Source organism: Spirillospora sp. CA-128828 (assembly GCF_050945415.1).
GTDB lineage: Bacteria > Actinomycetota > Actinomycetes > Streptosporangiales > Streptosporangiaceae > Spirillospora.
Map to the genome: position 1 here is coordinate 5,929,419 of NZ_CP191986.1, position 20,421 is coordinate 5,949,839.

Genomic DNA, 20,421 nt, shown 5'->3' on the forward strand with positions numbered 1-20,421 from the left:
GCGAGGGGGCCGGATGACGGACACCGTGCGCGGCGGACCGCTGTCGGGGGTGCTGGTGGCGGACTTCTCCCGCATCCTGGCCGGGCCCTACGCGACGATGCTGCTCGCCGACCTCGGCGCCGACGTGGTGAAGGTGGAGGGCCCGAAGGGCGACGACACCCGGTCGTGGACGCCGCCGGAGCGCGGCGGTGTGTCCACCTACTACCTGGGCGTCAACCGGGGCAAGCGCTCGATCGCGCTGGACCTGCGGGACGAGGACGACCTGGCGGCCGGGCGGGAGCTGGCGCGCCGCGCGGACGTCCTGATCGAGAACTTCAAGCCGGGCGGCCTCGCGAGGTTCGGGCTCGACTACGACTCGGTGCGCGCCGCCAACCCGGGCATCGTCTACAGCTCGATCACCGGTTTCGGGTCGGGTGCGGGACGGCACGTCCCCGGGTACGACCTGATGGTGCAGGCGATCTCCGGGCTGATGAGCCTCACCGGCGACCCGGAGGGCCCGCCGTACCGGGCGGGCATCTCGGTGTTCGACGTGATGGCGGGCAACCACGCCGCGATCGGGATCCTGGCGGCGCTGCGGCACCGGGACGCGACCGGCGAGGGCCAGCACGTCGAGGTGAACCTGCTGTCGTCGGCGCTGACCGGGCTCGTCAACCACAGCTCCGCCTACGTCGCCGGCGACACCGTCCCGTACCGGATGGGCAACGCGCACCCGAGCGTGTTCCCCTACGAGCCGCTGCCGACCGCCGACAACGACCTGATCGTCACGGCGGCGAACGACGGGCAGTTCCGGAGGCTGTGCGAGGTGCTCGGCATCCCGGACGTCCCGGACGATCCGCGGTTCGCGACCAACGCCGACCGGACGGCCAACCGGGCGGAGCTGCGGCCGATCCTGGTCGAGCGGCTCGCCCGGCGCGGCGCGGTCGAGTGGTTCGAGCTGCTGGTGGAGGCGGGCGTGCCGAGCGGGCCGATCAACACGATCGACGGCGGGTTCGCGATGGCCGAGCGGTTCGAGCTGGACCCGGTCGTGGTGGTCGGCGAGGGGGATCACGCGGTGCCGACCACCCGGCATCCGATCCGCTTCTCGCGGACGCCCGTGGACTACCGGCTGCCGCCGCCCGAGCTGGACGAGCACGGCACCGAGCTGCGCAAATGGCTGTCCGAGCCGGAGGAGGACGGCCGTGGCTGAGCCGCGCGAGTACCCGACGGCGCTGGGCGCGTCCAGCCGGGAGACCATCACGCTGCTGGGGCACGACCTGGCCCGGGACGTGATGGGCGAGGTCGGGTTCGGCGAGCTGGCGTTCTGGCTGGCGGCGCAGCGGCGCCCCTCGCCCGGGGAGACGCGGGTGTTCGAAGCCGTCCTCGCCGCGCTCGCCGACCACGGCTTCACCCCGACGGCGATCGTCACCCGGCTGACGTACCTGTCGGCGCCCGACTCGGTGCAGGGCGCACTGGCCGCCGGGCTGCTCGGCGGCGGCTCCCGGTTCCTCGGCGTGACCGAGGACACCGGCCGCTTCCTCCACGACGTGCTGTCCTCGGTGGACGGCGGGCTTCCGGCCGACGGCGAGGGGTGGGACGCGCTGGCGCTGAAGACCGTCAAGGCCGAGAGAGAGGCCAGGCGGTTCGTGCCGGGCCTGGGCCACCACGTGCACAAGGACGGCGACCCGCGCACGCCGCGGCTCATGGAGATCGCCACCGAGGAGGGCCTGTTCGGGCCGCACCTCTCGCTGTTCGCCGCCATCGGGCGTGTCCACCCCGAGGTGCTGGGCCGGACGCTGCCGCTGAACGGCGCCGGGGTGTGCGGCGCCGCGCTCGCCGACCTCGGGCTGCCGCTGGAGCTGCTGCGCGGGTTCGCGCTGCTCGCCCGCACCGCCGGGCTGATCGGGCAGCTCGCCGAGGAGCTGCGCCATCCCGTCGGCAACGAGATCTTCCTGTCGGTCGACCTCAACAACCGGTCCGTCGCCCCCGATCCCTACCCCCCCGGAGACCGTCATGGCTGAACTGGTCGCTGTGATCGCTTCGACCCACCACCCCTTCTACCACCGCGCCAGCACGGCGACCGGCGAGGACCGTCCCGACTTCGCCGACGAGTGGGTCCGCAAGGTCGAGGCGTTCCGCGAGACGCTGACCAAAGCGCGGCCGGACGTCCTGGTGATGGTCGGCTCCGACCACTTCCACCAGCTGTGGCTGGACAACATGCCGCAGTTCCTCATCGGCAAGGCGCCGTTCTACGACGCGAACTGGTACAACGAGGAACGCGAGTTCGGCCTGCCGAGGATGGTGCTCCAAGGGCAGGAGGACCTGTCGGCGTACCTGCTGCGCGAGGGCCTGGACGCCGGCTTCGACCTGGCCTTCTCCAACGAGCTGCGCATCGACCACTCGATCACGTGCCCGATCATCACGCTGCGGCCGCAGAACGACCTGCCGATCGTCCCCGTCTACACCAACATCTTCGCGCCGCCGCTGCCGCGGCCCAAGCGGTTCGTCCAGCTCGGCCGGACGATCCGGGAGCTGGTCGAGTCGTGGCCGGACGACCGGCGGGTCGCGGTGATCGGCACCGGCCACCTGTCGCTGGAACTGGGCGGGCCGCGCCAGTTCGGCCCGCACGGGCCCGATCCCGAGTTCGACGCGAAGGCCGTGGAGTGGATCTCGTCCGGCGACATCGAGGGCTGCCTCTCGGAGGTGACGCTCGACAGCCTGCACGCGCCCGGCAACGCCACCCACGGGTTCATGGACTTCATGCTGATGATGGGCGTCGCGGGCGAGGGCCGGAAGGCCGACTACGTCGACACCTACGACCTGTTCCACACGATGGAGGCCTACTTCACCTGGTATCCGAACGGAGCCGGCCAGTGAGCAAGTACCTGCTGAACAAGTTCCTCTACACCGTCGACCGCGACCCGGAGCTCGTCGAGCGGTACCGGGGGGAGCCGGCGGCGACCGTCGCGTGGTGGGAGGAGGAGCAGGCCAATCGCATCATCAACTGCCACGGCTGCGAGTCGAGCACCTGGCTGCGGTTCGACGACACCGAGCGGGCCGCGCTCGCCGGGCACGACTACCCGAAGCTGTTCGAGCTGGGCGCGCACCCGTTCCTGACGCTCACGCTGTTCATCGCGATGTTCGAGCGCGACCACGACGAGCCGCTCGGCTTCCAGCTGGAGTACGCGCGGCGGATCTCGCACTTCTCGCTCCCCTACCCCGACATCGCTACCTGAGCCGATGCGCGCCGCCGAGATCAGGGAGCCGGGCCGACCACCGGTGGTGGCGGAGCGTAAGCCGCCCGTGCCCGGGGACGGCGAGGTGCTCGTGGACGTCCTCGCCGCGCCGATCACGCCGCTCGATCTACTGTGCGCGAGCGGGACGTCCTACTTCGGAACACCCGCGACCCCGTACGTACCGGGTGTGCAGGGCGTGGGGACCGTCGAGGGCAGGACGGTCTGGTTCCCGAGCCAGGCGGGGATGGCGCCGGGCGACGGGAGCATGGCCGAGGTCGCGGCCGTCCCGGAGGATTCCCTCGTCGCGCTGCCGGACGGCGCCGCCCCGGTGCAACTGGCGGCGCTCGGGCTGTCGGCCGTTGCCGCGCACATGGCGCTGTCCTGGCGCGGTGAGCTGGCTGCCGGCGAGCAGGTCGTGGTGCTGGGAGCGGGTGGCGTGGTGGGTCAGGCCGCCGTCCAGCTCGCCAGGACGGCGGGCGCGCGGCGGGTCGTCGGCGCGGCGCGTTCCCCAGCCGCGCGGGAACGGGCGGAGCAGGCCGGTGCCGACGCCGTCGTCGCGCTCGACACCGGGGACGTCGCCGAGCTGGCGCGGCGGTTCGCCGACGCCGCCGACGGGCCGGTCGATCTCGTGATCGATCCGCTGTTCGGGGCCCCGGCGGCGGCAGCGGCGCGGACGCTGCGTTCCGGCGGGCGGCTGGTCAACCTCGGGAGCTCGGCGGACGAGACGTGCCCGATCGACTCCTCCACCATCCGCGGCAGGTCGCTGCGGCTGCTCGGGTACACCAACAACGAGCTGACGGTGGAGCAGCGGGCGTCGGCGGTCGCGTTCGTCGCGGCGGAGGCCGCGGCCGGGAGGCTGACCGTCGCGCACGAGACCGTGCCGCTGGAGGACGCGGCGGCGGCGTGGCGCCGTCAGGGCGAGGGGACGGCGGCGGGGCGGATCGTCCTCACCCCGCGCCCGCCCGGGTGACCTGCGGGACGGTCTCCAGCCGGGCGAAATCGGCGCTGATCTCCCCCGCCGTGTGCAGGAGCATCGGGAGGTACTCCTCCAGCAGCCGCTCGACCGGCGTCTCGGCGGCATGGGTGTTGACGTTGATGCCGGCGATGACCTTGCCTGAGCCGTCCCGCAGCGGCGCCGCCACCGACCGGATGCCGCGCGCGAGCTGCTCGTCCGTCAGCGCCCATCCGCGCGCCCGCACCTCGCGCAGCTCCGCGTCCCGCTCCTGCTTGCCGAACTGCACGCGCGGCTCCAGGCCGGAGCGGGTCGGCTCGGCCAGGATCCGGTCGGCCTCCGCCGGGTCGAGCGCGGCGAGCTGGACCTTGCCGAGCGAGGTCTGCAGGGCCGGGAACCGCGTGCCGATCTGCACCGCCAGCGCGACGATCTTCGGGACGGCGACGCGGGCGACGTAGACGATGTCGGACCCGTCGAGCTGCGCGATCGAGCACGACTCGTTCGTCCTGGCCACGAGCCGTTCCATGTGCGGGCGCGCGACCTCCCACAGGCCCATCGAGCGGACGTAGGCGACGCCGAGGTCCAGGACCCGCGGGGTGAGCGCGTAGCCGCCGTCGTCCACCCGCACGTAGCCGAGCTCCCGCAGTGTGAGCAGGATGCGGCGGGCGGTCGGCCGGGCCAGGCCGGTCGCCTCCGCCACCTGCGCTAGCGACATCACCGGACGCCGCGCCTCGAAGGCGGTGATGACGTCGAGGCCCCGGGCCAGCGCCTCGATGAAATCAGGTCCGGTGCCTTCCCGTGGCATCGATCATCCCCTCGCCGCCGTCCATCAGGGTGTCCATCATACGGACAACTGACCGGACGACCGTGGCCCGCTCTGCGGCACCCGGCCCCTGTGGGACGGCGCTGCGGGTCTAGGGGTAGAAGCGGAAGACCGGCTGGAGGACGCAGGCGGGCTTGTCGCCGTTCTCGATCTCCACGACGAGATCGGCGGTGACCTGGAGGCCGCCGGGGACGTCCGACACGTCGGTGAGCGTCCCGGAGAGGCGGATGCGGGAGCCGGCCGGGACGGGGGCCGGGAACCGCACCTTGTTCAGGCCGTAGTTGACCTTGGTCGTGACGCCCGTGACGTCGAGCAGCTCCGTCCACAGCGGGATGACCAGCGACAGCGTCAGGTAGCCGTGCGCGATCGGGCCGCCGAAGGGGCCGGCCTTGGCCCGCTCGGGGTCGACGTGGATCCACTGGTGGTCGCCGGTGGCGTCGGCGAAGGTGCCGATGCGGGCCTGGTCCACCTCCAGCCAGCGGCTGGTGCCGAGCGAGCCGCCCGCCAGGCTCTTCAGGTCCGCGAACGCGACGGTCGTGCTCATGCCTTCTCCTTGTCACCGCGCAGGCGAAGGGCCCGCACGGCGTTGTCCTTGAGGATCTTGGGCCGGACGGCCGGCTTGATCTCCAGTTTGGCGAAGTCCTCCCGCCACCGGTCCGGGGTGATGACCGGGTAGTCGGAGCCGAACAGCACCTTGTCCTGGAGCAGGCTGTTGGCGTACCGGACGAGCTGCGGCGGGAAGTACTTGGGCGACCAGCCGGACAGGTCGATGTAGACGTTCGGCTTGTGCGTGGCGACGGCGAGGGCCTCGTCCTGCCAGGGGAACGACGGGTGCGCCATGATGATCGTCAGGTCGGGGAGGTCCACGGCGACGTCGTCCAGCAGCATCGGGTTCGACAGGCCGAGCCGGATCCCTCCGCCGCCCGGCATGCCGGCGCCGATCCCCGTCTGCCCGGTGTGGAACAGGGCCGGAACGCCGTGCTCGGCCGCGACCTCCAGCAGCGGGTAGGCGCTGCGGTCGTTGGGCGCGAAGCCCTGCAGTGACGGGTGGAACTTGACGCCGCGCACGCCGCGCTCCTCGATCAGGCGGCGGAGCGTCCGGGCGCCCGCGCGCCCCTTCGCGGGGTCGATGCTCGCGAAGGGGATGAGCACGTCGGAGTGCTCGGCGGCCCGGTCGGCGATCTCCTCGTTCGAGATCGCCGGATGCCCGGTGGCGTTCTCGATGTCGACGGTGAACACCACCGCCGCCAGGTGGCGCTCGCGGTAGTAGGCCGCGATCTCGTCGATCGTGGGAGTGCGGTCGGCGTCCGAGCCGAAGTACTTCGCGGACGCCTCCATGAACTCGTCCGGCAGTGAGAGATGCCCGTGCAGGTCCGACTCCACGTGGACGTGGACGTCGACGGCCTCCACGGCGTCCAGGTCGAGGCCGCTCATCGGGACGCCTCCGGCAGGTTCTCCCCCACGCTCTGCTCGTGCTCGGCGAAGACCGTCGGCCAGGCGTCGGCGATGTCGGCGGAGCCCCAGCCGCCGTCCCGGTAGGCGGCGACGGCCTGGGTCGGATGCGTCCACAGCGAGAGCCGGTCGCCGCCGACGCCGACGGCCTGCCCGGTGATGCCGGCCGCGGCGTCCGAGGCGAGGAACGCCACGAGCCCGGCGGCGTCCTCGGGCGTGCCGAAGGCGAGGGCGCGGCGGGCGAACGGCGGCATCTCCCGTCCCTCCCGCATCGCCTCCACGTACGGGGCGAGCGCGGGGATCGTCTCGGTCATCGCGGTCGCGGCGACCGGGACGATCGCGTTCACCGTCACGTTCGCGCGCGCCAGTTCCATCGCCCAGGTGCGGACGAAGCCGATGATCCCGGCCTTGGCCGCCGAGTAGTTCGTCTGGCCGAAGTTGCCGCGCTGCCCGGCCGGGGAGCCGACCAGGATGAGCCGGCCGCCCTCGCCCTGCTCGCGGAACCGCACCGCCGCCGCGCGGGCGCAGGTGAAGGTGCCCTTCAGATGGACTCCGACGACGGTGTCGAAGTCGTCGTCGGTCATCTTCCACAGCACCCGGTCGCGCAGGACGCCGGCGTTGGTCACCATCACGTCGAGCCGGCCGAACTCCGCCACGGCCCGGGCGACCAGGCCGTCCGCCGCCTCGGACGTGCCGATCGCGGCGGCGTGCGCGACGGCCCGCCCGCCCGCGTCGCCGATCCGCTTCGCGGCGGCCTCGGCGGTGGCGGCGTCCACGTCGTTGACCACGACGGCCGCGCCGGCGCGGGCGAGTTCCCCGGCGTAGGCGAGGCCGAGGCCGCGCCCTGCTCCGGTGACCACCGCCACCTTCCCGTTCAGCTCCATTGGCACCTTCCCGATCCGGTCCTTCCCCTCCGAAGTTAGATTCTGATCTGTCGCGCGTCAAGATTTAATCGAATAAGCTGGGTCCCGGCCGGGCGGCGCCGCGGCATGGTGTGATGGCCACCGGTGACGACCACGGGAAGGACGGGCATGACCGCCGAGCAGGACGCGTCCCCCGGCACACGGCAGCGCCGGCGGGCGCCGCAGCAGCTGCTGTTCAGCTTTCTCGGATCGCTCGTCCTCGACCGCGGATACCCGCCGATCAGCTCGCGGGTCTTCCTGAACCTGCTGGACGACCTCGGGGTGGCGGAGGCGGCGGCCCGCGCCACGCTCGCGCGGATGACCCGCAAGGGGCTCCTCGCCCGCACCCGGGAGGGACGCACGGCGCGGTTCTCGCTCACCCCGTGGGCCGAGGACCTGCTCCGCGAGGCCACCCCCCGGGTCGACTCGCCGGCGCCGTTCACCCACCCGGGCGGCGAGTGGACGCTGCTCAGCTACTCCATGCCGGAGAGCCGCCGCGACCTGCGCCACCAGATCCGCGCCCGGCTGATCTGGGCGGGCTTCGGCGGGCTGCGGGACGGGCTGTGGATCGCGCCCGGCCGGGTCGACATCGACGCGATCTTCGCCGGGCCGGAGTTCGCCGGGTTCGCGGACCTGGCCGACGCGTTCTACTCCGTCCCGGTGGAGGGCACCGACGTGCCGCGGCTGCTGCACCGCGCGTGGGACGTGGCGGCGATCCGCGCCGAGCACGAATCGTTCCTCGCCACCTGGACACCGGACCGGGAGCGGCACGGACGTCCGCTGACCCGGCTGACCCTGCTCGGCGCCGACTGGCTGCAGCTGCTGCGCACCGACCCCGGCCTGCCCGCCGAGCACCTGCCGGACGACTGGCCGGCGGCCGGGTCCACCGCCCTGTACCGGGAACGGTTCGGCACGCTCGAACCCGACGCGACCGAACACCTCCGCAGGCTCCTCCGCGACGACACCGGGCGCCGCTGAACCCGGGTCGGATCCGGCGCGTACCCCTGGGGCGACGGGCCACACCCCCACCGGAAGACGTCGTCCGCCCTCCGGCGCGGCGGGCGTCCCCTGCGCGAGGAGCACATCCGTGTCAACGGACTCGATCGATCCGGGCCTGCTGCGCAAGAACGCGCACAGTCCGTCCTTCTTCGCCCTCCAGCGGGCCTCGGCCGGGCGTCAGGACCTGGTCGACTTCTGCATCCCGTGCAACCCGTACTTCCCGACGCCGGGGATGTTCACCCAGCTGGCGGGCTCCCTGGAGCACATCCTGAAGTACTACCCGAGCGACGCCGACACGATCACCGCCGAGCTGTGCGCCACGCTCGGGCACAACCCGCAGACGGTCGTGATGGGCAACGGGTCGACCGAGCTGATCACCTGGATCGACCGCCTGCTGGTCCGGGAGAGCCTCGCCACGCCGATCCCGACGTTCGGCCGGTGGACGGACCAGCCGATGGAGACCGGCAAGCGGGTCGACATGTTCCAGCTTCACGAGCTGCGCGGCTTCGAATTCGACGTGGACGCGTTCGTGCAGTTCGTCCGGGCGCGCGGATCGCGGGTCGCGGTGGTCTGCAATCCCAACAACCCCGACGGCGGGTACGTCCCGCGGCGCGAGATCGTCCGGCTGCTCGACTGCCTCATCGACCTGGACCTGGTCGTGGTGGACGAGTCGTTCCTGGACTTCGTGGACGCCGAGGCGCACACCAGCGTCGCCGACGAGGCCCGCATCCGGCCGAACGTCATCGTGCTGAAGAGCCTCGGGAAGAACTTCGGCCTGCACGGCATCCGGTTCGGCTACATGGTCGCCAACCCGGCGCTGGCGCAGACCGTCCGGGCGGCGCTGCCGAAGTGGAACCTCAACTCCTTCGCCGAGGTCGTCGTGTTCCTGCTGCGCGAGCACGGCGCCGAGTACCGGGAGAGCCTGCGGCTGCTGGCCCGCGACCGGCTGCTGATGTCCCAGCAGCTCGCGGCGCTGCCGGGGCTCAAGGTCTTCCCGTCCCAGGGCAACTTCGTGATGGTCAAGCTGCCGGACGGCAAGGACGGCGTCGGGCTGCGCGACCATCTGATCGCCCACCACGGGGTGTTCGTCCGCGAGTGCGGCAACAAGCTGGGCTCGACGAGCCAGTTCCTGCGGCTCGTCGTCCGGCCGCAGACGGACGTCCAGCGGCTGCTGATCGGGCTCGGCTCCTACCTGTACGGGGCCCCCGCCGAGCCCGCGCCCGACAACGTGGTGTCCCCAGGTCACAGATGGGGCGAGAGCGCGGTCACCGGAAGCGAGCCGGACCTGAGCCACTTCCCCGACACACTGCATGCCGAGACACGTCCCGAGGATTTCCGCGCGGCCATTTAAGGAAAGGCCGAAAAGGGGTAGCCGGGTAAGTCGCCGGGGTGATCTGGCGGCGCGGACACGGCGCGCCGTACGTTGGCAGGGTTGCTCATCCGGAGCCGCCTCCGACGGCGCTCCGACCCGCGATCCTGGAAAGGTCCTCAATGGAGAACCCGCTCGTCATCGACCCGGCCGGCAACGACGTCCAGGGAGAGGCCGCGAAACTGCGGGAAAGGGGGCCGGTGACTCCCGTGGAACTGCCCGGCGGAGTCGTCGCGTGGGCGGTGACCGGCCAGGAGCAGCTCAAACGGCTGCTGGCCGACCCCCGGGTGTCGAAGAATCCGAATCTGCACTGGACCTCGTACATCAACGGTGAGATCGCGGAGGACTGGCCGCTGCGCCTGTGGGTCTCTGTGCGGAACATGTTCACCGCCTACGGCGACGACCACCGGCGGCTCCGCAACATCATCTCGCGGGCCTTCACCCCGCGCCGCACCGAGGCCCTCAGGCCGGACGTCGAGGAGATCACCCGCTCCCTCCTGGACGGGCTGGCGGCGTCCCCCGGCGGGTCCGCCGACCTGCGCGAGGCGTTCGCCTACCCGCTGCCGATCGAGGTGATCTGCCGCCTGTTCGGCGTCCCGCAGGAGAGCCGGCCGGCCCTGCGGCGCTGCGTCGACGGCATCTTCAACACGGCGCTGACGCCCGAGGAGTCCGTCGCCAACCAGACCGAGATGTACGGCATCCTGCAGGAGTTCGTCGCGTTCCGGCGCCGGGAGCCCGCCGACGACCTGGCCGGCGTCCTCATCTCCTCCCGGGACGAGGACGGGTCGCGGCTGAGCGAGGACGAGCTGGTCGACACGCTGATCCTGATGATCTCCGCCGGGCACGAGACGACGGTGAACCTGCTCGACCAGGCCATCACGGCGCTGCTGACGCACCCGGAGCAGCGCGCGCTCGTCCGGTCGGGCGAGGTGCCGTGGAGCGAGGTGATCGAGGAGGCCCTGCGCTGGCAGGCGCCCGTCGCGAACCTGCCGCTCCGCTACGCCGTGGAGGACATCGACGTCGACGGCGTCACGATCGGCAAGGGCGAGGCGATTCTCGCGGCCTACGCCGCGGCGGGACGCGACCTTTCCCTGCACGGCGAGGACGCCGACCTGTTCGACATCACGCGCGCGAACAAGGAGCACATCTCCTTCGGGCACGGCGTGCACTTCTGCGTGGGGTCGCATCTCGCGCGGATGGAGGCCGAGGTGTCACTGCCCGCGCTCTTCGAGCGCTTCCCGGAGATGTCACTCGCCGTCGATCCGATGGAGCTGCGCCCGGTCGAGTCGTTCATCTCCAACGGTCACCGGGCACTGCCGGTCAACCTCAATTCCTGAGCCGGCGCCGTCCGTTTCCCCGCCCCGGCCGCGAAAAGCCGGGGAAACGGACGGCCCGACGCAACATTCATTCGTCCCGGACGGGCGGATTCACGTGTTCCGGCGGGCCCTCGCCCGGCGTTTACCCTCGTGCATCGCCTGGACCCGGGCGATGGGGATCGTGTGGCCCTGCTCGATCAGATCGGCGGGAACCGGCTGCGGCTCCGGCAGCAGATCCGCCCAGGGATCGCGGTCGGCCAGGAGGGCGGTGGCCGTGCGGATCGTGAAGTCGGACGGCGTGACGCGGTCGAGATCGTCCCACGGCACGGGGAAGGAGACCGGCGTACCGGGACGGATCCGCGGGCTGTAGGCGGCGACGACGGTGGCGCCGCCGGCGCGGGTCGAGTCGAGGAACACCTTGCCGCCCCGGTCCTCGCGGATGAACGCCGTCGTGACCAGGCCGGGGTCGAGACGTTCGGCGCGCACGGCCAGGGCACGCGTGGCGGCGGCGACGTCCTCGATGGACGTCCCGCCGTCCAGGGGCACGAATACGTGCACGCCCTTGGCGCCGCTGGTCTTGACGGCGCCCCGCAGCCCCGAGTCCTCCATCGCCCGGCGGACGAGGCGGGCGGCGTCGACCGCGACACCGAACGCGTCCGGTTCCGGCGGGTCGATGTCCATGACCATGTGGGTGGGCCTGTCCCACGCCTCGGCGCGAACCAGGGGCGGGTGGTACTCGACGGCGCGCTGGTTCGCGAACCACAGCAGCGTGCGCCGGTCGTCGCACAGCGCGTAGGACACCTCGCGCTGTGACGACTCCGCCCACATCGTCACCGTCCGCACCCACGACGGCGTGTACTTGGGGATGTTCTTCTGCATGAACGGCTTCTGGCCGCGCAGGACGCGTTTGACCGACAGCGGACGGCCCGCGAGCCGCGGGACGATGCGTCCGGCGACGGCGTCCAGGTAGTCGACCAGATCGCGTTTCGTCGCGTCCGCCCCCTCGAACAGGGGCTGGTCGAGGTTCGTCAGCCGAACCCCGTCACGCTCCTCATCGGCGCTCACCTCACCACCATCGCACGCGGCAAGGACAAACGCCCCTCGGGTAACGTCGCGTCCATGTTCGTTCCAGCGCATTTCTCCGCGGACGATGCCGAGGTCAGGGAGCTGCTGGCCGGCTGCGGCGCGGCCGACCTCGTCACCAGCACGCCGCGCGGGCTCGTCGCGACGTTCCTGCCCGTCCTGTTCGACCCGTCGGTGGGCGAGCACGGCGCGCTGCTGGCGCATGTGGCGCGCAACAACGATCAGTGGAGCGAACCCGCCGCCGGGGAGTCGCTGTTCATCGTCCATGGGCCGGACGCGTACGTGACGCCGTCCTGGTACGCGTCCAAGCGCGAGCACGGACGGGTCGTGCCGACGTGGAACTACCTGACCGCGCACGTCTACGGCCGCCTCGTCGTTCACGACGACCCGGCCTGGGTCGGGTCGATGGTCCGCCGCCTGACCGATCATCACGAGAAGCGGCGGGCCCCCTCCTGGTCGGTGGACGACGCCCCGCCGGCCTTCATCGACGGCCAGCTGCGGGCGATCGTGGGCCTCGAACTGGTCATCACCAGGATCGAGGCGAAGGCGAAGATGAGCCAGAACCGTCCGGAGGCCGACCGCGAAGGCGTGGTCGAGGGCTACCTGGCAGAGGGCGACACTGCGATGGCCGAGGCCGTCCGCGACGCGTAGGCGTAACCCCCGCTGGACGGTGGGCGGCGCCGGTCAGGCCGAGCGGGGTCGCCAGGGGGACTCTGGGGCGGTCGGGCGGGGATCGGCCGCGACCTGGAGCGCGTAGGTGGGGGTGGCGGCTTCCACCGGGCCCAGATAGATGTGGCCGGTCAGGTGGCACCACGCGGGCAGATCGATCGGGGCCGCCGGATCGCTGGCGATCAGGTGGATGACGGTGCCGGCGGTCAGATCGGCAATGTGGCCGCGCAGTTCCAGCAGCAGGCGCACGCAGGAGCGGTCACCCCCGTCGATGATCACTGGGTCCGTGCTCATTGCCACCCCCGGTTCCGTAACGCTTGCAGCCTGCTTGGGGAAATATAAGCGTTTGGTGTGACAACGGCTGTAGTCAGTCCAAGACGGCGCGCGATGTCGCCGGGGGCGGGCCGTCCTGGTGATGGCTTTACTCGCACGCAAGCCTTGACCCGGCTGTGTCAGACGCGGGTCCGGGAGCCGGACGAGCGGGCCGTCAAAACGTGACAAAACAGGATCAATCGCAAGTGAACGGGATCGTCGGGGATATGGGGGAGGGAGGTCCTAGACTTGACTCTTTCTTTCAGGTTTCGTCCAGCTTTGGAGCTTACAGTCGCAGTGAAGTAACCCCCGTTGTCATCCAGATGAGGAAAACGGCTTTGGGGCGAGTCATGGATCTCGGAATGGGACGAGTGGAGTGCACGGAGACCTGCGGGACGCTGACGTTCCCGGCCGAGGTCGATCTGAGCAACGGCGACGCGATCCTCGCTCAGGCCGTCGGCCTTCTCGACTCCGGGATCCCGGCCCTGATCCTCGACCTGACCGGCTGCACCTTCTGCGACTCCAACGGGCTGAACGTGATCACGCACTCCCAGATGCGGGCGACCGAACTGGGCGTGCCGATGTGGGTGGTGCTGCCGCCGCGCGGGATCGTCCGCCGCGTGTCGGAGGTGGCCGGGCTGCAGCGCCGGGTGGCGATCGCGCCCGACGTGGCGACCGCCCGGGAGGCGCTGGCGGCGGCCGCGCCGTAGCGCTCAGCGCTCCAGCACGCGGTCGATCCACCGATCCGACTCGCCGAGGAGCAGGTGGCCCGCGCCGAGGATGCTGGCGTCGCGGCCCGAGCGGGACGTGGCGATCTCCAGGTTGCGGGTGGCGAGCGGCAGGCAGCGCTCGTAGATGACGCCCCGGATCGTCGCGACGAGCGGTTCGGCGTTGGACAGGCTGCCGCCGATGACCAGGGCGTCGGGGTTGAAGAAGTTCACCAGGGCGGTCAGCACGTCCCCGATGAGGCGCCCGGCGGTGCGCACCGCGCTGGTCGCCTGCGGGACGCCGTCGGTGACGAGGTCGACGATCTCCGACGGGCTGCCGGCCTCGATGCCCTGCGCGGCGAGGGCCGCAGCGAGCGCGGCACCGCTGGCGTGGGCCTCCAGGCAGTCGGGGTGACCGCACGAGCAGTCGACGGTGGCGTCGGACAGGATCCGGACATGGCTGATGTCGCCCGCCGCGCCGCGGCCGCGGTGCAGCCGGCCGTCCACGATGACGCCGCAGCCGATGCCGCTGCCGACCTTGATGACCATGACGTTGTCCAGGGACGGCCATGACCCGCGGTGCTCCCCGACGGCCATGAGGTTGGCGTCGTTCTCGACCAGGGCCGGGACGCCCGCGTGCTCGGTCACGAAGTCGCGGACGGGAAAGTCGTTCCAGCCGGGCATCCGCGAGGGCGAGACGACCTGGCCCGTCGCCGGGTCGACCGGCCCGGGCAGGCCGATCCCGATGCCGCGGACGGGGACGTCGTGCAGCCCGTGGTCGCGCGCGAGCGCGCGCAGACTGCCGATGACCGTGGTCAGCGTCTCCCGAGGCCCCACCGCGATGTCGCACGCGAGGTCGGCCAGCGCGAGAGGCGTGCCGGCGAGGTCGACGACGGCGAGGCGGGCGTGGTGCGCGCCGAGGTCGGCGACCAGGAACACGCCCGCCGCGCGGGCGAGGCGTAGGCGGCGGGGCCGTCGGCCCCCGCGCGAGGCCCCGGCGCCTTCCTCAGCGAACAGGCCGGCCTCGATGAGCTGCTCGACCCGCAGCGAGACGCTGGAGGCGGCGAGGCCGGACAGCCGGGCGAGCTCGGCCCGCGACTCCGCCTGCCCGGTCGCCACCAGCCGCACGAGTGCCGCCGATCCGTCATCCCTGCTGTTACGCACCCCAGATAGATAGCATGCGCGAACTTGGTCCAGCAACGCGTTGACTTACGTCGATTTGACGTTCTATCGTCCTCGTTGACTTCGATTTCGAAGGAAGTTGGGACGTAGGTGACCGAATGATCGAGGTTCGTGGCCTGCACAAGCGCTTCGGCGAGCACACCGCCCTGCGCGATGTGGACCTGGACGTGGCCCGCGGCGAGGTCGTCGTGGTCATCGGGCCGTCCGGTTCGGGCAAGTCGACGCTGTGCCGGTGCCTGAACCGGCTGGAGACGCCGGACACGGGCGTGATCCGGGTCGACGGCGAGGAACTGCCCGCCGAGGGACGCGCCCTCGCCCGCCTGCGTGCGGACGTCGGCATGGTGTTCCAGTCGTTCAACCTGTTCCAGCACAAGACCGTCCTGCAGAACATGACGATGGCGCCCACCCGGGTGCGGGGGCTGTCGCGTGCCGAGGCGGAGCGGCGGGCGCGTGAACTGCTCGACCGGGTCGGCATCGGCGAGCAGGCCGGCAAGCTCCCGGCGCAGCTGTCCGGCGGCCAGCAGCAGCGCGCCGCGATCGCCCGCGCGCTCGCGATGCGGCCGAAGGCGATGCTGTTCGACGAGCCGACGTCCGCACTCGACCCCGAGATGGTCGGCGAGGTGCTGGACGTGATGACGGGCCTCGCCCGCGACGGCATGACGATGGTGGTCGTCACCCACGAGATGGGGTTCGCCCGCCAGGTCGCCGACCGCGTCGTGTTCATGGCGGACGGCGAGGTCGTCGAGACCGGCACGCCGTCCGCCTTCTTCGACTCCCCCGCCAGCGACCGGGCCCGGGACTTCCTGGCCAAGGTCCTCAGCCACTAGCACGACCCCCCGGCGCGCCGCCCATGGCACGCCACCCGAGAAAGGTTGATGATCATGGTGCGTACCCTCGCGGGGATGCGGCGCGCGGCGGTGGCCGCGGTCGCCGCACTGTCGCTGACGGGCCTCGCGGCCTGCTCCGGCGGCGACTCCGACCCGGCCGTGCCCGGTTCCGGCGGCGGGAAGACGGCGGACCTGGCGGCCTCGGCGCCGGTCGCGTCGAACATCCCGGCCGGCTCCACCATGGAGAAGATCAAGCAGCGCGGCGAGCTGGTCGTGGGCGGTTCGCTGGACGCGCCGCTGCTGTCCCAGCAGAACCCGGCGACGAAGAAGGTCGAGGGGCTGGACGCCGACTTCGGCCGGCTGCTCGCCAAGTACATCATCGGCAAGCCCAACGTGAAGATCGTCAACTCGGCGTCGGAGACGCGGGAGGCGCTGCTGTCCAACGGCACCGTCGACGTGGTGTTCCAGACGTACAGCATCACGCCGGAACGCGCCAAGCAGGTCGCGTTCGCCGGGCCGTACTACAGCTCCGGCCTGGTCATCGCCACCAAGAAGGACGAGACGGGCATCAAGACGCCGGCCGACCTGAAGGGCAAGACGGTCATCGCGGGCGCCAACACCCCGGCGATCCCCGCGATCAAGAAGGCCGCCCCGGACGCGAAGATCGTCACGTTCGGCAGCGACCCCGAGTGCGTCCAGGCGCTCAAGCAGGGCCGGGGCGTCGCCTACGTCCAGGACCAGGCCATCCTGCTGGCGACCGCCAAGCAGGACCCGACCATCCAGATCCAGGGCGAGCCGTTCACCAGCGACCCGTACGGGATCGGCCTCAAGCACGGCGACGCCCAGATGAAGCAGTTCGTCAACGACTGGCTCAAGAACATCGAGGCGTCCGGGCTGTGGGCGAAGGTCTGGAAGAACTCGATCGGGACGGTCGTGCAGGGCGAGGCCCCGCAGCCGCCCGCGATCGGCTCCGCGAAGGGCTCGGAGTAACCGTCGCCCCATGAACGTCATCACCGACCACCTCGGCGAGTTCGGCGACGGCCTGCTGCTCACCGTCGAACTGACACTGCTCTCGCTCGCCGGCGCGCTCGCGGCCGGGATCGCCGTCGCCGCGATGCGGGTCGGCCCGGTGCGCGTGCTGCGCGCCGCCGGGATGGCCTACGTCGAGGTACTGCAGAACATCCCGCTGCTGGTGTGGCTCGTCATCGCCGTGTTCGGGCTGCCCGAGATCGGGGTGATCGCCGGGCTGTTCACCACCTCGGTCGTCGTCATCGCCCTCTACCAGGGGGCGTACATGGCCGAGGCGATCCGCTCCGGGATCAACGCGGTGCCGGCCGGGCAGGGTGAGGCGGCCCGGGCGCTCGGGCTGACGTTCGTCCAGTCGCTGCGGCTGGTCGTCCTCCCGCAGGCGTTGCGGACGGTCGTCCAGCCGCTCGGCAACATCGCGATCATGACGCTGATGAACACGGCGCTGGCCGCGGCGGTCGGCGTGGTCGAGCTGACCGCCGCGGCGAACCGGGTCAACCTCGCCGAGGCGCGGCCGATCTGGATCTTCGTGACGGCGGGCCTGGCGTACATGGCGCTGTCGGCGGTCTTCGGGCTGGTGACCGGCGGCCTCGAACGGAAGCTGGCGATCCTGCGATGACCTCGTCCCGCCTGCTGTTCGACGAACCGGGGCCGCGCGCCCAGCGCCGCATCCGGATCGGCACCGCGCTGAGCCTGCTGGCCGGTGCCGTCCTCGTCGCGCTCGCGCTGCGCCAGTTCGGCGAGAACGGGCAGCTCGCCGCCGACCGGTGGCGCCCGTACGGGACCTGGCCGATGTGGCGGTACCTGCTGGAGGGCCTCCGCTCCACGCTGTACGCCGCGGTCGTGTCGATCGCGCTGGCCATGGCGGCGGGCGTCGTCCTCGCGCTCGGACGGCTGTCGCCGGCGCGGTGGCTGCGCCTCCCGTCGGCGGCCTATGTCGAGATCGTCCGGACGATTCCGGCGCTGCTCCTCGTCTACGTCGTGCTGTTCGCGCTGCCGAAGTACGGGCTCGACCTGCCGCTGTTCTGGAAGCTCGTGGTGCCGCTGTCGGTGTCCAACGCCGCCGCCTTCGCCGAGATCTTCCGGGCCGGGATCCGGTCGGTGGAGCGCGGCCAGCTGGAGGCGGGCCTCGCGCTCGGCCTGACCCGCGGCCGGGCGATGCGGCTGATCGTCCTGCCGCAGGCGGCGCGGCGCGTGCTGCCGTCGCTGGTCAGCCAGTCCGCGGGGCTGCTGAAGGACACCTCGCTCGGCTACGTCGTCAGCTATGCCGAGCTGCTCTACAGCGGGAAGGTGCTGGCGAACTACAACCACCTGCTCATCCAGACCTACCTGGTGATCGCGCTGATCTACCTGGTGATCAACGCGTCGCTGGCCAAGCTCGCGCGGACGCTGGAGGCACGGCAGCGGACCCGCCCGTCCCGCGCCGTACGCGAGGCCGTCCCCGCCGCGACACCGTGAGGACCGAGATGTACGAAGTGCTGGCCGAGGTCGTCCGGAACGGCTTCGTCGAGAGCCGCCACTACGGCAGCGTCGCCGGGCTGGCCCCGGACGGGACGCTCGCCCATGCGCGCGGGAACGTCGAGGAGACCGTCCTGCCGCGGTCCACGACCAAGCCGTTCCAGGCGCTCGCCTGCCTGCGGGCGCGCGCGCCGCTGGCCGGGGAACGCCTCGCGATCGCGGCGGGCAGCCACACCGGCGAGGACTTCCACGTCAAGACGGTCGAGGGCATCCTCTCCGACGCCGGTCTGAGCGTGGACGCACTGCAATGCCCAGCGTCCTGGCCCGAGGACGAGCCCACCAAGGCGGCGCTCATCCGGGCGGGCGAAGGCGAGTCGCGGGTGCGGATGAACTGCTCCGGCAAGCACGCCGGCATGCTCGCCGCGTGCGCCGCCAACGGCTGGCCGTTCGGCACCTACCTCTCGCCTGAGCACCCGTTGCAACTGGCCGTCGAGCAGGTGATGGCCGACTGCGCCGGAGAGGAACCGTCACCCGTCGCGGTGGACGGCTGCGGCGCGCCGCTGTTCGGCCTCACCTTGGCGGGCCTCGCCAGGGCCGCGCGCTCCCTCGTCCTGTCCGAGGAGGCCCGCCCCGTCGCGGACGCCATGCGCGCCCACCCCGAGTACGTGGGCGGGACGGGACACGCCAACACCGAGTTCATGCGGGCCCTGCCCGGCTCGGTCGCCAAGGGCGGCGCGGAGGGCGTGTTCGTCGCCGCCACCGCCGAGGGCCACGCCGTCGCGGTGAAGGTCATCGACGGCAGCCCCCGAGCCACCACCGCCATCGCGCTGCGCGCGCTCGCCGCGCTCGGCGCGGACACCGCCCCCGCCGCGCCGCTCGGCGCCGTCCCCGTCCTCGGCGGCGGACGCCCGGTCGGCGAGATCCGCACCACCCAGGAAGGACGTACGTGAGCCTCACCTACGAGATCTGCATCGACAGCGTCGCGGGCGCCATCGCCGCCGAGAAGGCGGGCGCCCACCGCGTCGAACTGTGCGCGGCGCTGTTCGAGGGAGGGCTCACCCCGACCCTGGGCACGGTCCGCGCCGCGCTCGCCGCCGTGTCGTCCATCAAGGTGAACGTCATCATCCGCCCGCGCGGCGGTGACTTCATCTTCGACGAGCACGAGGTCGCGGCGATGGAGCACGACGTGGCGCTCGTCCGCGAGGCCGGCGTGAACGGCGTCGTGATCGGCGCGCTGACGCCCGAGGGGACGATCGACCGTCCCGTCGTGGAACGGCTCATCGCGGCTGCGGACGGGCTGCCCGTCACCTTCCACCGGGCCTTCGACATGGCCGCCGACCCGTTCGGCACCCTGGACGCCCTGGCCGGGCTCGGCGTGGCCCGCGTCCTGACCTCCGGGCAGGACGTGACCGTGCTGGAAGGTGCGCCGCTGATCGCCGAGCTGGTGAAGCACGCCGGGGACCGCATCATCGTCATGCCGGGCGGCGGCGTCACCGACCGCAACGTGGCCCGCGTCGTCGAGGCCACCGGGGCCCGGGAGATCCACTTCGCCGCGCTCAGCGAGGAGCCGAGCCCGGCCGTCCACCGCAACCCCCACCCGTTCATGGGCGGCGAACTGCGGCAACCCGAGTACCGCCGCCTGGTCACGACATCGGCGGGCGTCTCCTCGGTGATCCGCGCGGGCGGCTGACCGGAGCCCTTCGCCGCACCGGTCGCGACCGTACCGGCGGCGGCCTCCGGAGATCTTGTTCGCCGGGCCGAGGCCGCTGACCGCGTTGGTGGTGTTGGCGAAACGCTCACGTTGGCGGCAGTTGAACGCCAGCCCGAAGTCCAGCGCCTGGTCGCCCTGCGCGGCACGTGCGTTGACCGCCTGGCACGTCGCGCTGATCTGCATCGCGGGTTTCTCTCCGCCGCCCCGCGCCGCCGCTCACGATCACTGTCCTTTCTCTACGACTCCTCGGATTACACAGGCCGGGTGCGGGGAGTTCAAAGGTCAAATCCGGCATAAAACCGCTGAAGGCCCACCTAATGGACATGGCCTCCGGGACGGGCAGTTCTTTGCGTGATCTTGTGGTGGTGAGGACCGCGGAGAGTTGCGGACGGGGCATGGATGACTGGGACCGAGGCCGAGG

The 20,421-nt window shown here is 71.7% G+C and carries 23 protein-coding genes; 16 read left to right on the forward strand and 7 right to left on the reverse strand.

Translation table 11 applies throughout. The features are described 5' to 3' along the window. Positions 1-13: 13 nt before the first annotated feature. The 5 genes from ACQPXG_RS28855 to ACQPXG_RS28875 are packed head-to-tail and all read left to right on the forward strand — an operon-like array spanning position 14 to position 4,182. Entirely contained in the window at positions 14-1,186 is a 1,173-nt protein-coding gene (locus ACQPXG_RS28855) for a CaiB/BaiF CoA transferase family protein (protein WP_433462259.1), read from the forward strand. Then, positions 1,179-1,997 (forward strand): citryl-CoA lyase, encoded by an 819-nt coding sequence (locus ACQPXG_RS28860; RefSeq protein ID WP_433462260.1) that lies wholly within the window; start codon positions 1,179-1,181, stop codon positions 1,995-1,997. Before ACQPXG_RS28855 ends, ACQPXG_RS28860 begins: the two co-directional genes overlap by 8 nt. Further along, positions 1,990-2,853, forward strand: a complete 864-nt coding sequence (locus ACQPXG_RS28865) for an extradiol ring-cleavage dioxygenase (RefSeq protein WP_433462261.1) — start codon at positions 1,990-1,992, stop codon at positions 2,851-2,853. Before ACQPXG_RS28860 ends, ACQPXG_RS28865 begins: the two co-directional genes overlap by 8 nt. Next, the gene (locus ACQPXG_RS28870) at positions 2,850-3,212 is read left to right on the forward strand and encodes a hypothetical protein (RefSeq protein ID WP_433462262.1); all 363 of its coding nucleotides are present in this window, start codon (positions 2,850-2,852) and stop codon (positions 3,210-3,212) included. The genes ACQPXG_RS28865 and ACQPXG_RS28870 overlap by 4 nt, the downstream gene beginning before the upstream one ends. Positions 3,213-3,216: 4 nt before the next feature. Next, complete coding sequence (locus ACQPXG_RS28875) at positions 3,217-4,182, forward strand: quinone oxidoreductase family protein (protein ID WP_433462263.1); 966 nt, start codon at positions 3,217-3,219, stop codon at positions 4,180-4,182. Here ACQPXG_RS28875 and ACQPXG_RS28880 read toward each other — a convergent pair. From ACQPXG_RS28880 to ACQPXG_RS28895, 4 genes are all read right to left on the reverse strand, one after another. Then, complete coding sequence (locus ACQPXG_RS28880) at positions 4,160-4,969, reverse strand: IclR family transcriptional regulator domain-containing protein (RefSeq protein ID WP_433462264.1); 810 nt, start codon at positions 4,967-4,969, stop codon at positions 4,160-4,162. The two genes, ACQPXG_RS28875 and ACQPXG_RS28880, sit on opposite strands and share 23 nt — an antisense overlap. Before the next feature lie 109 nt (positions 4,970-5,078). Then, positions 5,079-5,531, reverse strand: a complete 453-nt coding sequence (locus tag ACQPXG_RS28885; protein WP_433462265.1) for a MaoC family dehydratase — start codon at positions 5,529-5,531, stop codon at positions 5,079-5,081. Continuing rightward, a complete protein-coding gene (locus ACQPXG_RS28890; protein WP_433462266.1) occupies positions 5,528-6,421 on the reverse strand; it encodes an amidohydrolase family protein in 894 nt (297 codons plus the stop codon). Before ACQPXG_RS28890 ends, ACQPXG_RS28885 begins: the two co-directional genes overlap by 4 nt. Then, positions 6,418-7,323 (reverse strand): SDR family NAD(P)-dependent oxidoreductase, encoded by a 906-nt coding sequence (locus ACQPXG_RS28895; protein ID WP_433462267.1) that lies wholly within the window; start codon positions 7,321-7,323, stop codon positions 6,418-6,420. Before ACQPXG_RS28895 ends, ACQPXG_RS28890 begins: the two co-directional genes overlap by 4 nt. Before the next feature lie 147 nt (positions 7,324-7,470). On the opposite strand from ACQPXG_RS28895, the gene ACQPXG_RS28900 reads away from it, so the two are divergent. From ACQPXG_RS28900 to ACQPXG_RS28910, 3 genes are all read left to right on the forward strand, one after another. Beyond that, entirely contained in the window at positions 7,471-8,319 is an 849-nt protein-coding gene (locus ACQPXG_RS28900) for a PaaX family transcriptional regulator (RefSeq protein WP_433462268.1), read from the forward strand. A gap of 109 nt (positions 8,320-8,428) precedes the next feature. Next, positions 8,429-9,691, forward strand: a complete 1,263-nt coding sequence (locus tag ACQPXG_RS28905; RefSeq protein WP_433462269.1) for a pyridoxal phosphate-dependent aminotransferase — start codon at positions 8,429-8,431, stop codon at positions 9,689-9,691. Between the two features lie 140 nt (positions 9,692-9,831). Continuing rightward, a complete protein-coding gene (locus ACQPXG_RS28910) occupies positions 9,832-11,046 on the forward strand; it encodes a cytochrome P450 family protein (RefSeq protein ID WP_433462270.1) in 1,215 nt (404 codons plus the stop codon). Between the two features lie 90 nt (positions 11,047-11,136). Here ACQPXG_RS28910 and ACQPXG_RS28915 read toward each other — a convergent pair whose 3' ends face one another. Beyond that, positions 11,137-12,090 (reverse strand): DNA polymerase domain-containing protein, encoded by a 954-nt coding sequence (locus tag ACQPXG_RS28915; RefSeq protein ID WP_433462271.1) that lies wholly within the window; start codon positions 12,088-12,090, stop codon positions 11,137-11,139. A gap of 54 nt (positions 12,091-12,144) precedes the next feature. Here ACQPXG_RS28915 and ACQPXG_RS28920 point away from each other — a divergent pair, with 54 nt between their 5' ends. Next, complete coding sequence (locus ACQPXG_RS28920) at positions 12,145-12,759, forward strand: FMN-binding negative transcriptional regulator (RefSeq protein WP_433462272.1); 615 nt, start codon at positions 12,145-12,147, stop codon at positions 12,757-12,759. A gap of 33 nt (positions 12,760-12,792) precedes the next feature. Here ACQPXG_RS28920 and ACQPXG_RS28925 read toward each other — a convergent pair whose 3' ends face one another. Next, positions 12,793-13,071: a sulfurtransferase TusA family protein gene (locus ACQPXG_RS28925; protein WP_433462273.1), complete on the reverse strand. Its 279-nt coding sequence runs from the start codon at positions 13,069-13,071 to the stop codon at positions 12,793-12,795. A 380-nt stretch (positions 13,072-13,451) separates the two neighbouring features. On the opposite strand from ACQPXG_RS28925, the gene ACQPXG_RS28930 reads away from it, so the two are divergent. Further along, the gene (locus tag ACQPXG_RS28930; protein WP_433462274.1) at positions 13,452-13,799 is read left to right on the forward strand and encodes an STAS domain-containing protein; all 348 of its coding nucleotides are present in this window, start codon (positions 13,452-13,454) and stop codon (positions 13,797-13,799) included. 3 nt (positions 13,800-13,802) lie between these two features. Here the strand turns inward: ACQPXG_RS28930 and ACQPXG_RS28935 are convergent, their stop codons facing one another. Next, the gene (locus tag ACQPXG_RS28935; RefSeq protein WP_433462275.1) at positions 13,803-14,960 is read right to left on the reverse strand and encodes an ROK family protein; all 1,158 of its coding nucleotides are present in this window, start codon (positions 14,958-14,960) and stop codon (positions 13,803-13,805) included. Between the two features lie 116 nt (positions 14,961-15,076). On the opposite strand from ACQPXG_RS28935, the gene ACQPXG_RS28940 reads away from it, so the two are divergent. From ACQPXG_RS28940 to ACQPXG_RS28965, 6 genes are read left to right on the forward strand one after another with little or no spacing between them, the layout of a single operon-like run. Beyond that, complete coding sequence (locus ACQPXG_RS28940) at positions 15,077-15,805, forward strand: amino acid ABC transporter ATP-binding protein (RefSeq protein WP_433462276.1); 729 nt, start codon at positions 15,077-15,079, stop codon at positions 15,803-15,805. Between the two features lie 48 nt (positions 15,806-15,853). Continuing rightward, complete coding sequence (locus tag ACQPXG_RS28945; RefSeq protein ID WP_433462277.1) at positions 15,854-16,795, forward strand: glutamate ABC transporter substrate-binding protein; 942 nt, start codon at positions 15,854-15,856, stop codon at positions 16,793-16,795. Positions 16,796-16,805: 10 nt separating this feature from the next. After that, entirely contained in the window at positions 16,806-17,450 is a 645-nt protein-coding gene (locus ACQPXG_RS28950) for an amino acid ABC transporter permease (RefSeq protein WP_433462278.1), read from the forward strand. Next, positions 17,447-18,289: an amino acid ABC transporter permease gene (locus ACQPXG_RS28955; RefSeq protein ID WP_433462279.1), complete on the forward strand. Its 843-nt coding sequence runs from the start codon at positions 17,447-17,449 to the stop codon at positions 18,287-18,289. Before ACQPXG_RS28950 ends, ACQPXG_RS28955 begins: the two co-directional genes overlap by 4 nt. Positions 18,290-18,297: 8 nt before the next feature. After that, on the forward strand, positions 18,298-19,239 hold the full coding sequence (locus ACQPXG_RS28960) for an asparaginase (protein WP_433462280.1): 942 nt from the start codon (positions 18,298-18,300) through the stop codon (positions 19,237-19,239). Then, positions 19,236-19,979 carry a copper homeostasis protein CutC gene (locus ACQPXG_RS28965; protein ID WP_433462281.1) on the forward strand — a complete coding sequence of 248 codons (744 nt, stop codon included), beginning with the start codon at positions 19,236-19,238 and terminating at the stop codon, positions 19,977-19,979. Before ACQPXG_RS28960 ends, ACQPXG_RS28965 begins: the two co-directional genes overlap by 4 nt. Positions 19,980-20,421 lie beyond the last annotated feature (442 nt).

Bases quoted from the DNA above. Each gene is read 5' to 3' on its own strand.
- ACQPXG_RS28855 (WP_433462259.1), top strand. From the start codon at position 14: ATGACGGACACCGTGCGCGGCGGACCGCTGTCGGGGGTGCTGGTGGCG.
- ACQPXG_RS28865 (WP_433462261.1), top strand. From the start codon at position 1,990: ATGGCTGAACTGGTCGCTGTGATCGCTTCGACCCACCACCCCTTCTAC.
- ACQPXG_RS28875 (WP_433462263.1), top strand. From the start codon at position 3,217: ATGCGCGCCGCCGAGATCAGGGAGCCGGGCCGACCACCGGTGGTGGCG.
- ACQPXG_RS28880 (WP_433462264.1), bottom strand. From the start codon at position 4,969: ATGCCACGGGAAGGCACCGGACCTGATTTCATCGAGGCGCTGGCCCGG.
- ACQPXG_RS28885 (WP_433462265.1), bottom strand. From the start codon at position 5,531: ATGAGCACGACCGTCGCGTTCGCGGACCTGAAGAGCCTGGCGGGCGGC.
- ACQPXG_RS28890 (WP_433462266.1), bottom strand. From the start codon at position 6,421: ATGAGCGGCCTCGACCTGGACGCCGTGGAGGCCGTCGACGTCCACGTC.
- ACQPXG_RS28895 (WP_433462267.1), bottom strand. From the start codon at position 7,323: ATGGAGCTGAACGGGAAGGTGGCGGTGGTCACCGGAGCAGGGCGCGGC.
- ACQPXG_RS28900 (WP_433462268.1), top strand. From the start codon at position 7,471: ATGACCGCCGAGCAGGACGCGTCCCCCGGCACACGGCAGCGCCGGCGG.
- ACQPXG_RS28910 (WP_433462270.1), top strand. From the start codon at position 9,832: ATGGAGAACCCGCTCGTCATCGACCCGGCCGGCAACGACGTCCAGGGA.
- ACQPXG_RS28920 (WP_433462272.1), top strand. From the start codon at position 12,145: ATGTTCGTTCCAGCGCATTTCTCCGCGGACGATGCCGAGGTCAGGGAG.
- ACQPXG_RS28925 (WP_433462273.1), bottom strand. From the start codon at position 13,071: ATGAGCACGGACCCAGTGATCATCGACGGGGGTGACCGCTCCTGCGTG.
- ACQPXG_RS28930 (WP_433462274.1), top strand. From the start codon at position 13,452: ATGGGACGAGTGGAGTGCACGGAGACCTGCGGGACGCTGACGTTCCCG.
- ACQPXG_RS28940 (WP_433462276.1), top strand. From the start codon at position 15,077: ATGATCGAGGTTCGTGGCCTGCACAAGCGCTTCGGCGAGCACACCGCC.
- ACQPXG_RS28945 (WP_433462277.1), top strand. From the start codon at position 15,854: ATGATCATGGTGCGTACCCTCGCGGGGATGCGGCGCGCGGCGGTGGCC.
- ACQPXG_RS28950 (WP_433462278.1), top strand. From the start codon at position 16,806: ATGAACGTCATCACCGACCACCTCGGCGAGTTCGGCGACGGCCTGCTG.
- ACQPXG_RS28955 (WP_433462279.1), top strand. From the start codon at position 17,447: ATGACCTCGTCCCGCCTGCTGTTCGACGAACCGGGGCCGCGCGCCCAG.
- ACQPXG_RS28960 (WP_433462280.1), top strand. From the start codon at position 18,298: ATGTACGAAGTGCTGGCCGAGGTCGTCCGGAACGGCTTCGTCGAGAGC.